This window comes from Egibacteraceae bacterium, from assembly GCA_035540635.1.
In the GTDB taxonomy this organism is placed as follows: Bacteria; Actinomycetota; Nitriliruptoria; order Euzebyales; family Egibacteraceae; genus DATLGH01.
In genome coordinates this window covers 22,059-39,075 of record DATLGH010000014.1, presented here as the reverse complement: position 1 = coordinate 39,075, position 17,017 = coordinate 22,059, and the positions used below count along the sequence as shown (strand labels likewise).

13 protein-coding genes, 1 tRNA gene and 1 pseudogene are annotated in these 17,017 nt (G+C 71.4%); 8 read left to right on the top strand and 7 right to left on the bottom strand.

The window, feature by feature from the left end; genetic code table 11:
* Positions 1-29 precede the first annotated feature (29 nt).
* Complete coding sequence (gene nikB / locus VM324_02795; protein ID HVL98200.1) at positions 30-983, top strand: nickel ABC transporter permease; 954 nt, start codon at positions 30-32, stop codon at positions 981-983.
* Positions 970-1,881, top strand: a complete 912-nt coding sequence (gene nikC, locus VM324_02790; GenBank protein HVL98199.1) for a nickel transporter permease — start codon at positions 970-972, stop codon at positions 1,879-1,881. The genes nikB and nikC overlap by 14 nt, the downstream gene beginning before the upstream one ends.
* A 98-nt stretch (positions 1,882-1,979) precedes the next feature.
* On the opposite strand, the gene VM324_02785 is transcribed toward nikC, so the two are convergent.
* Both VM324_02785 and VM324_02780 read right to left on the bottom strand, forming a co-directional pair.
* Positions 1,980-2,897 carry an SWIM zinc finger family protein gene (locus VM324_02785; protein ID HVL98198.1) on the bottom strand — a complete coding sequence of 306 codons (918 nt, stop codon included), beginning with the start codon at positions 2,895-2,897 and terminating at the stop codon, positions 1,980-1,982.
* Positions 2,898-5,987 (bottom strand): DEAD/DEAH box helicase, encoded by a 3,090-nt coding sequence (locus VM324_02780; protein HVL98197.1) that lies wholly within the window; start codon positions 5,985-5,987, stop codon positions 2,898-2,900. It lies immediately after the preceding gene.
* Positions 5,988-6,885: 898 nt separating this feature from the next.
* Here VM324_02780 and VM324_02775 point away from each other — a divergent pair.
* Complete coding sequence (locus tag VM324_02775) at positions 6,886-7,407, top strand: sigma-70 family RNA polymerase sigma factor (protein ID HVL98196.1); 522 nt, start codon at positions 6,886-6,888, stop codon at positions 7,405-7,407.
* Positions 7,404-9,563, top strand: coding sequence for a hypothetical protein (locus tag VM324_02770; GenBank protein ID HVL98195.1), 2,160 nt, complete (start codon positions 7,404-7,406; stop codon positions 9,561-9,563). Before VM324_02775 ends, VM324_02770 begins: the two co-directional genes overlap by 4 nt.
* A 240-nt stretch (positions 9,564-9,803) precedes the next feature.
* Here the strand turns inward: VM324_02770 and VM324_02765 are convergent.
* Positions 9,804-9,950 (bottom strand): annotated as a pseudogene (locus VM324_02765) (transposase).
* A 481-nt stretch (positions 9,951-10,431) separates the two neighbouring features.
* On the opposite strand from VM324_02765, the gene VM324_02760 reads away from it, so the two are divergent.
* From VM324_02760 to VM324_02750, 3 genes are all read left to right on the top strand, one after another.
* On the top strand, positions 10,432-10,656 hold the full coding sequence (locus tag VM324_02760) for a hypothetical protein (GenBank protein HVL98194.1): 225 nt from the start codon (positions 10,432-10,434) through the stop codon (positions 10,654-10,656).
* A 664-nt stretch (positions 10,657-11,320) separates the two neighbouring features.
* Positions 11,321-11,587: a hypothetical protein gene (locus VM324_02755; GenBank protein HVL98193.1), complete on the top strand. Its 267-nt coding sequence runs from the start codon at positions 11,321-11,323 to the stop codon at positions 11,585-11,587.
* A 1,736-nt stretch (positions 11,588-13,323) separates the two neighbouring features.
* On the top strand, positions 13,324-13,908 hold the full coding sequence (locus tag VM324_02750) for a helix-turn-helix transcriptional regulator (GenBank protein HVL98192.1): 585 nt from the start codon (positions 13,324-13,326) through the stop codon (positions 13,906-13,908).
* Positions 13,909-14,343: 435 nt separating this feature from the next.
* On the opposite strand, the gene VM324_02745 is transcribed toward VM324_02750, so the two are convergent.
* Positions 14,344-14,433 (bottom strand) — tRNA-Ser (locus VM324_02745).
* A 126-nt stretch (positions 14,434-14,559) separates the two neighbouring features.
* Here VM324_02745 and VM324_02740 point away from each other — a divergent pair.
* On the top strand, positions 14,560-15,864 hold the full coding sequence (locus tag VM324_02740) for a DUF2786 domain-containing protein (protein HVL98191.1): 1,305 nt from the start codon (positions 14,560-14,562) through the stop codon (positions 15,862-15,864).
* A gap of 99 nt (positions 15,865-15,963) precedes the next feature.
* On the opposite strand, the gene VM324_02735 is transcribed toward VM324_02740, so the two are convergent.
* The 3 genes from VM324_02735 to VM324_02725 all read right to left on the bottom strand — a co-directional run bounded on the left by VM324_02735 (position 15,964) and on the right by VM324_02725 (position 16,949).
* Positions 15,964-16,287 (bottom strand): type II toxin-antitoxin system PemK/MazF family toxin, encoded by a 324-nt coding sequence (locus VM324_02735; protein ID HVL98190.1) that lies wholly within the window; start codon positions 16,285-16,287, stop codon positions 15,964-15,966.
* Positions 16,284-16,517: a type II toxin-antitoxin system CcdA family antitoxin gene (locus VM324_02730; GenBank protein ID HVL98189.1), complete on the bottom strand. Its 234-nt coding sequence runs from the start codon at positions 16,515-16,517 to the stop codon at positions 16,284-16,286. Before VM324_02730 ends, VM324_02735 begins: the two co-directional genes overlap by 4 nt.
* 87 nt (positions 16,518-16,604) lie before the next feature.
* The gene (locus VM324_02725) at positions 16,605-16,949 is read right to left on the bottom strand and encodes an antitoxin Xre/MbcA/ParS toxin-binding domain-containing protein (GenBank protein HVL98188.1); all 345 of its coding nucleotides are present in this window, start codon (positions 16,947-16,949) and stop codon (positions 16,605-16,607) included.
* Between the last annotated feature and the right edge of the window lie 68 nt (positions 16,950-17,017).

Genomic DNA, 17,017 nt, shown 5'->3' with positions numbered 1-17,017 from the left:
GCCCGGGGGAGCGTCGGGGGCACGTTCCGATGCAGACCTACATCCTGCGACGGTTCGGGATGCTCGTTCCCGTCTGGCTGGGCATCACGCTGCTGGTGTTCGTGCTCTCGGAGCTGTCGCCGGGTGACCCCGCGGCGATGATCCTCGAGCAGCAGCTCGGCCAGCCGCCGACGATCGAGCAGCTCCAGGCGCAGCGTGAGCGGATGGGGCTGAACGATCCTCCGGTCGTCCGCTACGCACGCTGGGCTGCCGATGCCACGCGCGGCGACCTCGGCACAAGCTACCGCAGCGGGCGGCCGGTGGTGGGCGTGCTCGTGTCCCGGTCGTGGGTCACGCTTCAGATGGCGGTGCCAGCGTTCCTGGTCGCGCTGGCCGTATCGCTGCTCGTCGGGCTCGTGGCGGCGGTCAAGCGCAACACCGTCGTCGACCATGCGAGCCGCGTCGGGTCGTTGACGGCCGACTCCATACCGACCTACTGGCTGGCGTACCTGCTCATCCTCCTGTTCGCGGTGAAGCTCGGCTGGTTCCCGGTGGCGGGGAGGGGCACGTGGCAGCACGTGGTGCTGCCGGTGGTCACCCTGGGCATCGGCACGACCGCGACGATGATGCGTCTCACCCGGTCGAGCCTGCTCGAGGTCCTCGGTGAGGACTACATCCGCACGGCACGGGCCGTCGGGGTGCGCGACCGCCGGGTGATCGCCCATCACGCCCTGCGCAACGCGATGATTCCGGTCGTGACCGTGGCCGGGATGATCCTCGGCCACTTCGTGACGGGGACGGTGATCGTGGAGTACGTCTTCGCCTGGCCCGGGGTCGGCAAGTACGTCGTCGACGCGATCTTCAACCGGGACCTGCCGGTCGTGCAGGGCTTCGTCTTGTTCGCCGGCGCGGTCTTCGTGTTCGTGAACCTGCTCGTCGACCTGTCCTACGCGTGGCTCGACCCCCGGGTGCGCTTCTCCGGTGGGACCGATGGCGACCGCTAGAGTCCGCGCGCCGGAAGACGGTTTCACGGAGCCGCCCGTTGCGGGCGCGCAGCCACGGCGCCGTCCCTACGTCCGCCGCTTCTTCCGCGACCGCCTGGCCATGACCGGCCTGGCGATCGTCGTCGCATTCGGCCTCGCGGCGGTTTTCGCGCCGGCCCTGAGTCCGCACGACCCTAACGCGCAGGAGGTGCTCGCGCGCCTGGCCCCGCCAAGCCTCGAGCACCCCCTCGGCACGGACCACCTCGGCCGCGACATGCTGAGCCGCCTGCTCTACGGCACCCGCTGGTCGTTGGGGGCGGCTGTGGCCGCGACCCTTCTCGTGCTGGTGATCGGTCTTCCGGCGGGCCTGGTCGCTGGCTACTACGGGGGCCTGCTCGACACCATGATCATGCGCCTGGTCGACGTCCTGCTCGCCCTGCCGCCGCTCGTCATCGCGCTCGCGGTCGTGGGCACGCTCGGTCCAGGTGTGCGCAACGTCATGATCGCGCTCGTCGGGGTGACCTGGGTGCTCTACGCCCGGGTGGTGCGCGGCCTCGCACTTTCCCTGCGGGACCGTGAGTACGCGGTCGCCGCACGCGCGCTCGGCGCGAGCAACTTCCGGATCATGTCCCGCCACATCGTGCCGAACATGATCTCGCCCGTGCTCGTCCTTGCGAGCCTGCAGACCGGCAAGCTCCTTCTCGCCCTCGCCGCCCTCGGCTTCTTCGGCCTCGGCGTCCAGCCGCCCACCCCGGAGTGGGGCACGATGCTCAACCAGGGCCGGGCCTTCCTGACGAGCGCCCCCCAGCTCATGATCTACCCCGGGGCGGCGATCACCCTCGTCGTCCTCGGCTTCAACCTCCTCGGCGACGGCCTCCGCGACGTCTTCGACCCCCGCCTCGTGGCCACCGGCCGGTAGGCCGTCTTGCCGCGCACGCGCATCGGCATCGGGTGTTGCGACGCGGGCGAGCCCGTCCTCGGTACCCAGGCGGCAGCGAGAGCGAGAAGACCCCATCTTCAGGGGCCGGTGCGTCGCCCTTGGCCGCGCCCGCCGCTGAGGGAGGCACCCTCACCGGCCCTCCTGGGGGCGCCGGCGAGCGCCCGGTAGGCGGGCGTGAGGAGCTCGTCGATGGGGACGCCACGGACGGTGACCTCCGCCGGGTCGAGCTGCCGCAGCAGCGCGTCGGCCACTGCGGCGGGGCGCAGGTGCATCTCGGGCAGGTCGCCGGCCAGATCCCAGAACGCCTCGACGCAGTCGTCCAGCGGCGGGGTGGCCACGGCCGGCCAGGTGTCGTCGTCCGGCGCGGGCGCCTTCGGCTGCTGGCCCCCGCGGCGGGCGCGCAGGTTCGCCAGCAGCTCGTCCTTGCCGCGGCCGCGCCAGGCGAAGATGAGGAACGGGTCGTCGTCGAACGCCTCGGCGAGCAGGTAGTAGACGGCGGCGACGTGCTTGCAGGGGTTCGCCCAGTCGGGGCACGAGCAGGCGGTGTCGAGGTCCTCGGGGCTCGCCGGGAACAGCGACAGATCGCAGGCGGCGAACGCCGCCTCGACATCAGTCGGCATCTCCCCGGCGAGCAGCTTGGCGAGGAAGATCGCCCGGTCGGCGAGCTCGGCCTCGGCGGCGTCCCAGTCGGCCGCCGACAGCTCGGCGACGCCGATGAGCACCCGGTAGGGCCGGGCGCGTGAGCCCTGCACCAGCGCGGTGACCTGCCCCGCCGCCACGTCGAGGGAGGTGACCTGCCCCTTGCGGGCGTACGTGCGGCCGCGGGCCAGCCGCGGGCCCATCCCGAACGACTCGAGCACCTCGACGAACCGCTGCGACCACCATGTCTGGCCGATCGCGCCGCGCGTGCTTCGCGCCTTCAGTCCGCCCTCGACCGGCCGCGGCTTCGACGGCGGCGGGAATGCCTGCCAGCTCGAGCGGCGCCGCCGCGCCACCTACGCCACCGCCTCGGCGGACAGGGCGACGACCTGGCGCAGCTCGTCGGTGGACAGCTCGGTGAGCCACGCCTCGCCGGAGCCGACGACCTGGTCGGCGAGGGCCTTCTTGCGGGTGATCATCTCGTCGATTCGCTCCTCGAGCGTGCCGGTGCACATGAGCTTGCGGACCAGCACGTCGCGGCGCTGGCCGATGCGGAACGCCCGGTCGGTGGCCTGGTTCTCCACCGCCGGGTTCCACCAGCGGTCGAAGTGGATCACGTGGTTCGCCGCGGTCAGGTTGAGGCCCACCCCGCCGGCCTTCAGCGACAGCACGAACAGCGGCGGACCCGTCTCGGACTGGAACGCGGTCACGAGCGTGTCGCGGGTGCGCTTCGGAGTGCCGCCATGCAGGAAGGCGACGTCGCGCCCGAGGCGGGCCCGCAGGTGCGCGACGAGCATCGCGCCCATCCCGGCGAACTGGGTGAACACCAGCGCCTTCTCGCCGGCGTCGAGGATCTCGTCGACGAGCTCGTCGAGGCGGGTCAGCTTGCCGGAGCGGCCCGGCAGCGGCGAGCCGTCCCCGAGCAGCTGCGCGGGGTGGTTGCACACCTGCTTGAGGCGCAGCATCGTCTGCAGCACCAGCCCCTTTCGGGCCATGCCGTCTTCCTCGTCGATGCGGGCGAGCAGGTCGTCGACGGTGGCCTGGTACAGCGACGCCTGCTCGCGGGTGAGCAGGCAGTGCTCGGTGGTCTCGAGCTTGTCGGGCAGGTCGGGGACGATCGCCTTGTCGGTCTTCGTGCGCCGCAGTACGAACGGGCCGGTGAGCCGTTTGAGCTGCGCGGCGGCGGTGTCGTCGCCGTAGCGCTCGATCGGGATCGCGAAGCGTTCACGGAACGCCTTCGCCGGGCCGAGGAAGCCCGGGTTGAGGAAGTCCATGATCGACCACAGCTCGGCCAGGCGGTTCTCCACCGGCGTGCCGGTCAGCGCGACCCGCTGCCGCGCGGGGAGGGAGCGGATCACGCGCGTCTGCTTGGCGGCGCGGTTCTTGATGTTCTGCGCCTCGTCGAGAGCGACCCGCCCCCAGGGCACCTGCGCGAGCAGCCTGTGGTCCCGGGTCGCCAGCGGGTAGGACGTGAGCACCAGATCGCTGCGCCGCGCCTGCGTGGTGAATTTCTGGTCGCGCAGCCTCGTCGCGCCGTGGTGGACGAGCACCCGCAGGGCCGGGGTGAACTTCGCCGCCTCGCGCTCCCAGTTGCCGACGACCGAGGTGGGGCATACCAGCAGCGTGGGGCCGGGCCACGCCCTCGATCGGCGGGACCGGCCGTCGCGTTCGGCGGCGAGCAGGGCGAGCAGCTGCGGGGTCTTGCCGAGCCCCATGTCGTCGGCCAGGCACGCACCGAGGCCGAGCCGCCCGAGGAACGCCAGCCACGCCAGGCCGCGCTCCTGGTAGGCGCGCAAGGAGCCGTTGAAGCCGGCCGGGGTGGCCATCGGCTCGAGACGCTCGTCGGGGCGGCCGCTCAGCAGCGCCCCGAGCGCCCCGTCGCCGTCCGCGCCGACGACCGGTAGTCCCGTGTCGTTGCCGACCAGGCCGAGGCCCAGCCGGACGACCTCGCCGACGTCGGCCGTACGCGCGCCGTGCGTGCGCTGGCGCTCCAGCAGGCGCACGGCCTTGGCGAGGTCGTCGCGGGCGAGGCTCACCCATTGCCCGCGGACCCGCACCAGCGGCGCCTTGAGGCGGGCGAGCTCGCGCAGCTCGGCCTCGGACAGGGTCGCGTCCCCGACGGCGACCTCCCAGGAGTACTCGGCAAGCCGGTCGGTGCTCAACAGGCCTGAGCTGGCCGTGGCGGGCTCCTTCTTCGTGCTGGCCCGCAGCCGCACTCCGAGACGCGCGGGGCGGCGCAGCTCGGCGGGCACGAGCACCCCGAAGCCGGCCTGCTCGAGCAGCGCCATGCCGTCGGCGAGGAACCACAGCACCTCGTCGCCGTCGAGGTCGAGGGTGTCGGGCCGGGCGACGTGCAGGGCACGCTCGAGCTCGGGGTACAGGCGGCTGGCACGGCCGAGGTCCGCGAGCAGGCGCTCCTGGGGCTGCTCGAAGCGGCGCTCCAGGAACCGCAGCGTGTCGCGAGCCTGCCACACCTCGGCGGCCGGCACGACGAGAGACGGGTCGTCGGTGGCTTGCAGGCAGAACTCCAGCCGCCAGCCGGCGTCGTCGTGCTCGGCGTCGCCTTTCGGGGGCGGTGAGTGCAGGCGAAAGCAGGTGCGCAGCGGGCCCGTGTCGACCAGGCTGGACCGCCGCCAGGCGTCGAGCTGCTTGGCGAGCAGCGCCAGGTCGGTGGCGTCCGCCTCGACGCGGGCGTCCTCCAGGGTCAGCGCGGTGAGCCAGGACTCGGCCGCCGGCGAGCTCGCCGTCCGCCGCGACCGCGGCAGGCGGATCCCCCCGTCGCGGCGAAGGGCGTCACGGGCGGTGGCGTCGACCAGGGCGGTCAGCACCTCGCGGGTCAGCGCGCCGGCGTCGGCGGGTTCGGGCCGGTCCTCGGCGCGCAGCACCGGCGGCATGCCGGCCGCCAGGCGCGCGATGCGGTCGCGGTCGTCGGCGGCCAGCACCGGCAGCCAGCGGGCCTCGTGGCCGCCGGGGGCCACGACCAGAGCGGGCAGGACCCTCCCGCGCGCTACGAGGTTCAAGGCGAGGCGCGCCGCGGCCGCCAACCACACCAGACTTCGGCCATCGCTGGGGTCGTCGGTTGGTGTGGACAGGAGCAGTTCGAGCGCGGGCGCCGGCGGGACGGCCAGCGCGTCGACCCGCCACGGCGCCAGGCTGGTCCCGGCGCGGCGGTCGACCACGGAGGCGCCCGGCAGGCCCGGGGAAGGAAGCGGCGAGGCATCGGTGCTCGGCAGGCGCAGCCGCAGTTCGCCGGCGCCCGGGCCGCTGACGCCGATCTCCGCGAGTGCGGCGACGAGCTCGTCGGCGCTGGCGGCGTACGGGTGCCGGCGCGCGCGACCGGGTGCGGGCCGCCGGCCCCGCGGCCGCGGCAGGACGTCGCCGGCCAGGGGCCGCTCCCCCCACACGTGCAGCCGCCCGTCGCTCCACAGGGCGTGCAGCACCGTCACCGCGACTCCGTCTCCATGCTCGCCGCGTAGGCTACTGGGCCGCGCGTGCGGACCGCCGGAGGCGGTGCAGGAGGTTGACCGTGGCCGTTGAAGACGAGGAGCTGTTCGCCGCTGGGACGGACCCCCGGATCTCGTGGAGGATGAGGCGGCCCTACGGCGACGACAACGATGCTCGACCTCGACGACGGCCGAAATGCCGCCGGTTGTCGGTGAGCGGGATCCCAAAGCGCGCTGCAGCCCTACCTCGTCCTCCCGCACGACCGTGGTCTGGCCGTGACGTGGGCGCGCTTGCGGGCAGACGTCGAGGCGCGCGGCATCGGTCGCCGTGAACAACCTGTGGATCGCGTCCTTCATCAAACCGAGCGGAGAGACCGTACGGCGGCCAGCCGCTCGTCGAGGTCGTCCAGCCGCCACACCCCGGGCGGTCACCAACTGGTCCATAGCGCCGAGGACCTGCCCTCGCAGGTCGGCGTCGAAGGCGCAGGTCACTGGCCTCTGGGCGGTATCGATGCGACACCGGAGGGCGGAGGGTGCGAAGTCGCCCATGTGCAAACGGCCCGTGATGACGACCGACTCGACTCCTGGGAGCCCGCCCGCAAGAACGAGCGGACCGATTCAGGCGAACGGCGTCATTGACTTGCTTTGCTGCATATCCATGTGAATGCGATCAGCAACCTCGTCGGGTTAGGGAAACCTACGCCGACGCCAACAACACGGCGCGGCCCGCCCCGACAAGTGCAGTGCTGGGAGGCAGCGAGGCGGCGCAGCTTCGCCCAGGCTGGCACGCCCTCATGGCTCCTTCAAGGAATGTTATGGGCCACAAGAGACCTGCAACCTCTCGGGGTCGTCGGGCGTTCAGTGGGCAGGCGGAAGAAGGAGGGGGGGCGTGCCAGGAGCCGTGGCGGGAGAGGTGCCCAGCGCAGCCGGGCTGGAGCGCAGTTCGTTCGCCGATTTCTACGCTCGCAACTATCGTGCGGTCCTCAAGGTCGCCCTCGCCATGACCGGCAGCCCCGCGGTCGCCGAGGACCTCGCACAGGAGGCGTTCGCCCGCGCGTACCGGCGTTGGGACGAAGTAGCTGGCTACGAACGGCCGGACGCGTGGGTGCGAGCCGTGGCCGCCAACCTCGCCCGGTCGATGTTTCGCCGCAGGGCCTCGGAGGCCAAGGCGATGGCGCGGTTGGCGCTCCGCAGGCCCCCGGAAGCAGATCCCATCCCGGCTGAGGCGGCGGCCTTCTGGACGGCCGTGCGTGCCTTACCGGGGGCGCTTCCTCAAGTGGTGGCGCTGCGCTACGTCGCTGATCTTTCCGTCCTGGAGATCGCGCAGACCCTCGGCAGGCCCGAGAACACCGTGAAATCGGACCTGCGGCGCGCTCGTAAGCGGCTCGCGCGCACCTTGCGCACGGCGGAGGCTGCGGAATGAACATCGATACCCAGGCCCGAGCGGCCAGCCACGCGCTCGACGAGTCCGTCGCGCCCGTTGACCCTCAGCGTACGCTGCCGGCCGTCCGACGCCGGGCCAGCGCACCCCGCCGGTCCGCGGTCACGGCCATGAGCGGGATCGTCCTGCTGGCCGTCGCCTTCGTCGTGGGCCGCGACTTCATCCCCCCCGACGTGCGGTTGGGAGGACCGTCGGAACCTGGCCTCACGTTCGTCCGCGTCCTCGACCCCCAACTCGGGCGTGCCGGCATGGACACCATGGAAAGCGCGGCCGTGCTCGGGGGACGCATCGTCGCCGTCGGGGCAGCAGGTGGATCCCCGGGCGTTTGGCTGTCCGACGATGGCGGGGCCACGTGGACCCGCCCGCCGGACGCCGGAGGCGTGCTCGCGCACGGTGGCATGCTCGACGTGACGGTCTCCGGAGACGAGTTCGTCGCGGTCGGCCAGGCCGGCGCCACCGGGTCGGTGTGGACGAGTGTCGACGGCGAAACGTGGGCCCACGCCGACCTCGGGCTGACGGTGCTACCCGGTGAGACCGGCGCGCAACAGGTCGCCGTGTCCGACGGGCCGGCGGGGCCCGTCGCGGTCGGCTTCACGCTGCGTCCCGGGGACGGCGACGAGGACACGCGCACCACTGCCGCGGCATGGGCCGGCGGGGATCCCCGCGGCGTGTGGCGTCGTAGCGAGCTGACGCTGCCCACGACCGATGCCGACAGCAGCATGCGGGGCGTGACGCGGTCGGGCGCGGGGCTCCTCGCGGTCGGCCAAGTCGGTGGCCGTCATGCCGTGTGGGAGTCGACTGACGGCGCGGCATGGGAGGCCCTGCCGGTGACCGGTCTGCAATCCGGTGCGCTCCTCTTCGGAATCACCGCCATCGACGATCGTCTGCTCGCCTACGGCACCACGGCGCCCGAGGACGGCGACGCGGGGATGTGGTGGTCGGCCGACGGCCGCCACTGGACGGCCGCGACCCACGAAGCCCTCGCAGGTCCAGGGCCCCAGTCGGTCAGCAGCGTGTTCACGGACGGGCAACGCCTCATCGCCGTCGGCTCCGACGGGGAGCGCGCGGCCGTGTGGGTCGGCGATGCGAGCGGCGCAAGGTGGGACCGTGCCGACGTCGAGTCCCGCGATGACGGACCGAGCGCCGCAACAGGGGCGGTCCTCGCAGCCGACCGCGTGGTCGTCGTCGGCCACGCCGGACAACCCCCGGACCGCAACGCCGCCGTTTGGCTCGCCCCGCTCGAGCGCCTGCCCGAGCCGCCGCCGGATGGTGAGCCGGTGCACGCTCCCAAGGCCGACGGCGAGCCGCCCGGCACGCTCATGGCGCACGTTTGGCGCGACGACGCGCCCGGCAGCGGGGTGTTCACCGTCGACGCGCGCACGGGGGCGATCCGCGAGGTGCTCCTCGACGACACGGAGGTGGGGGAGGGGGCAACCGCCCAGGACCGCTCCTCTGAGGGGGTCGTCTACGTCTCGCGGATCGTCACGGCTTGCCTGCACGAGATCGTCGCCGTGGACGTCGCACGCCGCGGGCAGACGCCGGTGGCGTCGGGCACCGCTCCGAGCGTGAGTCCCGACGGGCGATTCCTCGCCTACGCGGTTCCCGGGGGATGCGGTGCCGACCCGCAAGTCGTCGTGCGTGACCTCACGAGCGGAGAAGAGACCATTTGGCGCGAGGCGAGCGACCCCGAGCTGCTGGTCGTCCCCGGTTCGTTGTCCTGGTCACCCGGCGGCGACCGTCTCGCCTTCCACGTCGTCTACGAGGACGGCGTCGAACTGCGAGTGGTCGACCCCTCGACACCGGGAGGCCGCTTCGTCGATGCCCGCCGGCTGCAGCCCGCCGATGCGGCCGCCTCCTGGCGCCTCCCCGTCTTCCGCGCCGACGGGGTCCTCAGCGTGGTGGAGACTTGCTGCGACCTTGAGGCAGGCGAGGTCCGCCTCGTCACGCTCGACCTCGACACGCTCGAGCCGGTCGCTGAATCCATTCGCCTGCCGGACGTGCCGGCCGCGATCGACGCCGACGAGACGGGACGCCATCTCTTGCTCACCATGAGCGACGGCACGCTGCTCCGGCTGGACGACGGCGGGGACCCTGCAGCGGTGCCGGTGCCCGGCCGCGTCTTCGGCGCCCGCTGGTGAGTCGCCGCGGGCGCGACCGCCTCGCCGCCCACGGCGGTCAACTTTCAGCTGCTGGAGGCAGCGACCGCCCCAGGCTTCGAGGCGGCAGCGGTTCGGATTGGCCGCCGCATAGTTATCGCACACTCCGGCAAAAGGTGTGACCAGGGCGGAGGACGACCGGCGCAGCTTGGTGTCCTCGAGGTGCTTGCCTCGGCGTGCCGATGCGCCGCGGCGACTAGGCGGGCTTACGTGGGTGGCCCAGTCCTGGTCGGCGCCGGTCTGGGCGGCGGCGGTCAGCTCACGCACCAGGTGCGCGCCGCACAACGCGTGGCCGGCCGGGTAGGAGAAGTACGGTGACCAGCGGTCGTGCACGGCGGTGCCGGCGAAGGCGGGCAGCACCCCGGCGGCGCCGCTGCGCGCGGTGCTCGACCACCTCCAAACCGATCTCGGGCAGGTCGAACACCTGCCGGCGCGCCGCTAACCACCGCCGCCCGGGCCAGGTCCCCGCCGCACCCTGCGCACGCCGCCGGCGTGTGCTCCACGACCCCGGTCGGGGTCGGCGACCTGCGCCAGATGCGCCCCGGCGACCCCGGCTGCTTGCCCCGCCGCCCGCCGCGCTTGCGCGGCGTTGCGGGCTTCTTGGCCAGCCCCTCCGACGAGGGCGGCACCGACGAGTTCTTCGCGTTGCGGCCCAGCCGCGCGGCCAGCTCTTTGAGCTTCACGGACAGCTCGTCGACCTTGGCCCGCAAAGCTTGGTTGTCCCGCCGCGCCTCGTCCAGCTCGCCGGCCTGCCGGTCGATGACGTCCCGCAGCCGGGCGTTGGCCTCGCGCAGCCGATCGACCTGCGCGGCGTCCGGCTCGTCGACCAAGCCACCGCGGCCAGGTCTCCTTGAGCGCCTGGGTCGGCTACCGCGACATCATGAACACCTACGTCGTCCCACGCATCGGCAGCGTCCCCTTGCAGCGGCTCGACCCCCGGACCTCAACCGCCTCTACGACGAGCCGGAGACCGCCGGCGCCAGGACCGCCCCAGCCGCTGTCGGCGAAGACCGTCCTGAACGTGCATCGGGCCCTGCACAAGGCCCTGGCCGACGCGGTCAAGCGGGACGGGTAGCGCGCAACCGCGGCCGCCCTCGTCGAGGCGCCGTCCGCGCCGAAGGCCCGCACCGGCGTCTGGACGGTCGAGCAAGCTGTCCACCTTCCTCACCTACGTCAAGGCCGACCGCCTCTACGGTCGTCCCTTGCCGTCGACGATGCCGAGCGTGAGCGAGACGCGCAGGGACGCCCGGTCGAGGTCAAGGCAGCGCCAGGCGCCCGCCACGCTCCCATGGGAGAAAGCCGGGGCAGACCCCAAGGGGACGTTCCCGCTGGTCAGCGCGGAGGCGGTGGGATTCGAACCCACGAGACGGCGGAACCGCCTACCGGTTTTCAAGCCCTCTGCGGCCTGTCCCCTCCCTTGCGGCGCTTCCCCTCTTCGTGTCGCTGCCCTGGCTTTTCGTGCCTCGCCAGTCCTGACCGGACCTGCCGAATCCCAGCCTGTCGTCGAACGCACGTTGCAGCCCGTTGCCAGCCGTCGCGTCCCCCAGACCGCCAGGAGTGATCCCGCGCCCGCGGGGAGGGCGGCCTGATGGCCGCCGCGGGGCCCCAGTCGGACCCCGAGCCGCGGGAAGCGCGCGACGTCCTGGCGTTCGGCCGGGAGGTCGGACGGGTGCTGTCCGACGGCCGGATCGTCGCACGCGCCGAGCCGTTCGCGAAGGTCCTTTTTGTCCAGCCGCGCGATGAAGCGTGCCGTCGGCCTGATGGCCTGGGGGATCCTTGAGGACATCGCCCTGGACGCGCGCATCGACGACCGCGGGCGTCTGGTCGCCGAGACGAGCGTGCGGCGCATCGCCGCCAACCTCGGCCTGAGCAAGAACACCGTCACCAAGCACCCGGGCCGACTGCGCGAGCACGGGTTCGTGTTCCAGGAGGAGTCCCGCGAGGTCGACTCCGGCCGCTGGGAGACCTGCCGCTACGTCCTCGACCCGTCGGCGTGCATTGCGTAGTTGAAGACATGAGGCGGGGACCGCCAAGGGCCCCGCCTCTGTTAGAACGCTAGCATGTCACTTATTCAGCTGATGAGCGTCCCAAAGTATCCTTGAGAACCCCAACCAAGCATGCACCGGCAGCCACGTAGCATGCCACCGCCAACAACCACAGTCCGGCAGCCAACACAGTGGTACCGCTTATCACGGCCGACAGAGCTATAATTGTTAACACTGGAGGCGCCGATTCTTCCGTTCCGGGAGCCCTCCTCAACTGAGGCGGCCGGGCGGTGACCGCTGCAGTCAGCCCCACAACAGCGGCAAGAGTCAGCAGCGCGCTGGCCGCGAACAACCAATTCCTGTCGTCGGTTGAGAACGCGGCAGTTGTAATGGCTAACGCCCCGGTTCCGAGGAATAGCGTAACGCCAGCAAGAAGGTGACGTAAACCCCACGGCCTTATCATGATGCTCCCTTCCGCCCTCCAGAATCAACAGTAATAGCGTACATACGTAGGGACGTAGCGATTATAGCGGGGTGAGTACCTGTAATTGCTATAGTAGTGGAAGTGGCAGGCATAGTCGCGGTTGCCCGAACTGGTCCTGACGCGCTGGTTCACAGCACGTATGCCAGTACAGTTGAGGACGAAGCCTGTCCATGCGGCGAATGACGATGCGCCGGTGACTGACCATGCAACCCATCCCCAAAAGCCGGTAACTGGGTTCGACATGAGAGCCACTATTGCGACGACCGCAAGCGCAAGACCGACGACGGAGAGGAAGCAATTGAAGTTCTCGGACACATGGATCGGGCCTGGGCTCGTGTGACTCATCGGCACTATTATAGCGTCGTCGTTTGCGCTCGGGAGCTGCGCTGCCCGATGCCGCTCTTGGAACTCCTCGTCGGTACATGTTGGTTGGGCTTCCGCTCGGAACCCCCGCCAGTCGACTGCGATATCCGCCAGCGCGACACAATCATACGAAGTGACATTCATTTGCGTTTTAAGATCCTCGATTCCTGCCTGCGTCGCGGTCACAACGAAACTGCGCGCTATCAAGATATGCCCGACGCGCCGCGCTTCATTTAGGCCCGCCACAAGCTCCTCGGCCAGCGGTAGCTCCTCCTGAGGTAGTTTGTCCGCGCGTACCACGATCTTGTTGTTTCCCCCATTGGATGACCTGTGAGGGCTGGCGACTGGTGAGAGACTCAAGGGGTGTCTGGTCCCTTCTTGCCCCTGCCGGTGGCGGTGTCATAACAGCAACCACAGTTAGAGCCACGGTCACGACGACGGCCGATCGCAAACTAGGGTTCCATGAGCGTAGGATCACTTCAAGCCTCCTTCATGGTCCGCTGATTATGTGCTTTGACTGGGTGCCTGCTCTACTTCCGAGCTGTGTGTCTTATGTCCGAGGCAAGTGCTGCTATCGACTTGGGGGGCATCGTGTCCCAGTGAGGAGCGGTAGCACCCCTTCCTTTTGGCGGGGTCGCGCTGGATAGGACTGAATATCCCATGGCCCCCCGAGGGACCAAGGTGTCACCATCTGGGGTCGGGATCTTGTTGTCCATACTTCCGGGGGCGGGAATCGTTACGCGGCTAGGGGGAACTCCGTACCTCTGAGCAGGTAGAGCCCCCTAACCGGGGGACGAAACGCACCCCATTGGTCGGGTGGGATGGTCGGGGGCCCGTCGCCTGCAAGTACGCTCGCCCCGTCGCTCGCTAGTATCTGGAAATCTCGGGGCGTGCGGAAGGGCGACAAGAAGTGAACATCGTCGATGTGGTGATCCTCGCTTGGCTCGTATTGAACATGATGTTGTTCGTCTTGCTGGGTTCGTGGGGCATCGTCCAGTGGATGCGTTGCGCCTCTGCGCCGCTGCGGCAGCTCGGGCTACTCGTGGCGGTGGTGTGCGCGGCGTTCGTGCTCGGGTCAGTGCAGCGCTTGGCGCTGCAGGCCTACCGGCTGGAGGTCATCTCTCCCGGTGTAGGCGATTTGCTGCTGGCGGACCTGCAACTGGTGAAATCCATGGCTGCGACGGGGCTGGCCGGTGCTGGCTTCGCGCTGGTGTATCGCGTGCGAAGGTCGCTGGGGCGAGTGGATCGCATGGTCGCGGGGTTGACCGACCGCGTGGCCCTGCCAAAGGGCCTGGATGAGCTGCGGCTTACCCCACGGGAGCTTGAGGTGCTCGCGTTGATCGGTGGTGGGTGGACCACGGATGAGGAGATCGCTGCGCAGATCGGGGTTTCGCCGGCGACCTCGCGTACGCATGTGCGCAACCTTCTCCGCAAGGCCGGGTTGCGGAGCAGACGTGAGCTCATCCTGCTGGCCCACGCGGTGGCGGTCGAGTGATGCATCTCACGAACCCAGATCGTGCTGGACCTGCCCCACGGCTACCGCGCTGAGCCCACCATCGAACGCCTCGGCAACTGGGCCGCCACGATGCCCCACACTCTAGACCGCGCGACGCTCGAGCCAGGCGAGCAAGGTGTGGACCCCGAAGCCGGTCGCGCCCGCCGGCAGGTGCCCACTGGCAAGCCTCTTCGGGAAGGAACGCCGGACCGGCGATGTCAGGTGCGCCCCAGGCCACGCCCCGGGTGAAGCGGCGGAGGAAGAGGCCGGCGATGATCGCGCCGCCCCCGCCCCGTCACCGGTGCACGCACCCACCGACGACGGACGGACCATCTCGCGGAGCCGAGCGCGCGCGGGATGTTGCCAGAATGTTGCCCGCGGCGCTCCCATGGGAGAAGCCAGGACATCCCCTGAGGTAGCGTTCCCTGGTCAGCGCGGAGGCGGTGGGATTCGAACCCACGAGACGGCAGAACCGTCTACCGGTTTTCAAGACCGGCGCCTTCAACCAGACTCGGCCACACCTCCGTGACCCGAGTGTAGGCCGGCTGAGAGGCCCTCTCGCCGGGCCGAGCTACGGCTCGCCACAGGCCGGTCGTCACAGGCCGCGCGAAATGCGGCCGCAGGAGACCGGCAGGGGCGACACTGCTGCCCATGGGCAAGCAGAACAAGCAGCGACGGGCGGCGAAGAAGCGCCGGCAGCGCCACGGCCGAGCGGCGGGGCCGACCCGGCCCCCCGGTGCAGGCGGGGAGCCCCGCCAGCACCCGCCACCGCCCCCGTCCCTGGTGGACGTGCTGTGGGCGGCGGCGTGGTCGGCGGACAGTGACGCGCACGCGCACGAGGCGCTGCTCGCCGAGCTGGCCGCGCGTGGCCAGCCCGCGGTCACCGCCGTGCACGGGTGCCTGCGCGAGGCGGTCGCCGCGCTGTGGCAGCGGGGGTGGACGCCGGCCGACGTCGTGCGCGTCACGGCGCGCCGCCTCGGAGTTGGCCACGCCGACACGGTCGCCGGTCTGGTCGTGGCCGACGGCCGGCGGCACGGGGAGCTGGGCCAGCAGCTGCACCCGCGGTGGAGCGAGCAGCTGGCGGTCCTGGAGGATTGCGCCCGTCGGAGCGACGCGGTGGCGAGCGGCGCCGGCGGGCTGCGCGTGGCCGTCGCGGTGCTCGGCCTGCTGTCACGGCTGCCGGGGCTGCCCCCGACGGTGCCTGCCCCCGGCCAGCCGTGGGGCGGCGCCAACGGGGCGCTCGGCCAGACGCGGGGGCTCGACGAGCGGATGCTCGCGCGGGTGCGCTCCCTGCTCGCCAAGGCCGAGTCGACGGAGTTCGACGAGGAGGCGGAGGCGCTCACGGCCAAGGCCCAGGAGCTCATCGCCCGTCACGCCATCGACGAGGCGCTGCTGCACACCGGCGACGACGTCGGGGAGCCGTCGGCGCGCCGCATCCCCGTGGAGGACCCCTACGCCGACGCCAAGGCCTCGCTGCTCACCCAGATCGCCGGGGCGAACCGCTGCCGGGTGGTCTACAGCCCCGACTGCGGATGGGTGACCGCGTTCGGCTACGACCACGACCTCGACGCGGTCGAGCTGCTCGCCGCGTCGCTCCTTGCACAGGCGACGAGCGCCATGGCCCGTCTCGGCTCCCACCGAGACGCGGCCGGCCGTTCCCGCACCCGCTCGTTCCGGCGTGCCTTCCTGCTCGGCTTCGCCCACCGCATCAGCCAGCGGCTGCGGGACGCCACCGACGGGCAGGTCGCCGGCAGCGCCGACGCCGACCGGCTTCTGCCCGTGCTCGCCGCGCGTGACGACCGGCTGCGCGCCGCACAGCGGGCCGCCTTCCCCGAGGTCGTCCAGCAGGCGCGGACGGTGAGCAACGCCGGAGGATGGGTCGCGGGGCAGGCTGCCGCGGATCTCGCCAGGCTCGACGTGACCGCCGGCGCAATCCACACGCCGCCGGTTGGCTGACCGTCCTCGACGGAGCACCCCGCCGCCCCCGCGGCCGGGTGAAGCACCCCGCCGCGCGCCGCGGCCGGGCCTACCGGGCCAGCAGGCTGCGGTGGCCGCTCAACAGCCGGCAGTGAACCGGTATGCGCGGCACACGTCTTCGAGTTGCTGCCCGGTCAGCTGGCCGATCGGGTCTCGGAGCCGGTCACGCCGGAGCGTGAACAGGTTGTCGAAGTTGGCCGCGCAGGCTTGGGGCAGCCCCTCGCCGGCGCCGAGCGGCACCTCGGTGGGGATCCCGCGCACCGTCGTCGTCACCGGGGCGACCAGCACCGAGTGCAGCCGTTCGATGAACCGTTCTCGCGTGAGGACGAGGACGGGCCGGACCTTGTCTCCGGGGACGTCGGCCCACCACAGCTCGCCCCGGTGGGGCCGCGCGGCGCTCACCGCCGGGGGGCCCACGGCACCTCACGCAAGTCGACCGGGACGTCGTCGGGCACATCCTCCGCTGGTGGCTGCTGCTGGTAACCGGCGAGCCAGCGGCGTTCGAGCTCCCGGTCGATGAGCGCGGACAGGCCCTGCTCCAGCACCTCTGACAGGTTGCCGCCGCCGGTGAGAGCCTGCGCCTGCCGGATCAGCTCGGGCGACAGGGTCGCGGATATCTTCCTCTTCGCCATACCGTTGATCCTACCGCCCGGTGCATAGGGCGTCCGACTCCCACTCCCAGGGAACGCCCACAGCAGGTGGGGCCGACCACCCTGGGGTCACGGCGCGGCCGTGCCCGCCAGCGCCACCACGTCGCGGTAGCCGCCGGCGGCGATGCGCTCCAGGGGCTTGTCGAGGTCGAGGCGGGGGTGGGGGCGGCGCAGCCACATGCGGGCCCGGCCGGCGTCGCCGACGGTGGCGCGCAGCGCGTCGATGACCGCGGCGAGCTCCAGCAGGCGCTCCTCCAGGTCACGGCGCGGCGTGCTCGCGCCGGCACGCCAGCGGGCGACGCTGCGGGGCGTCGTGCAAACCGCTCGGGCGATGTCGGCGCCGTCGACCACGCCGCTCGCCACGAGCTCGCCGAGGAGCAGCGCGGCCCCGCCGGCTCCGATCACGGTCCCCACGATGTCTCCTTTACATCCCTGTAACTACACCCTACAGTGTCGGCGTGGCTGTCCGTCGGATGTCCCGC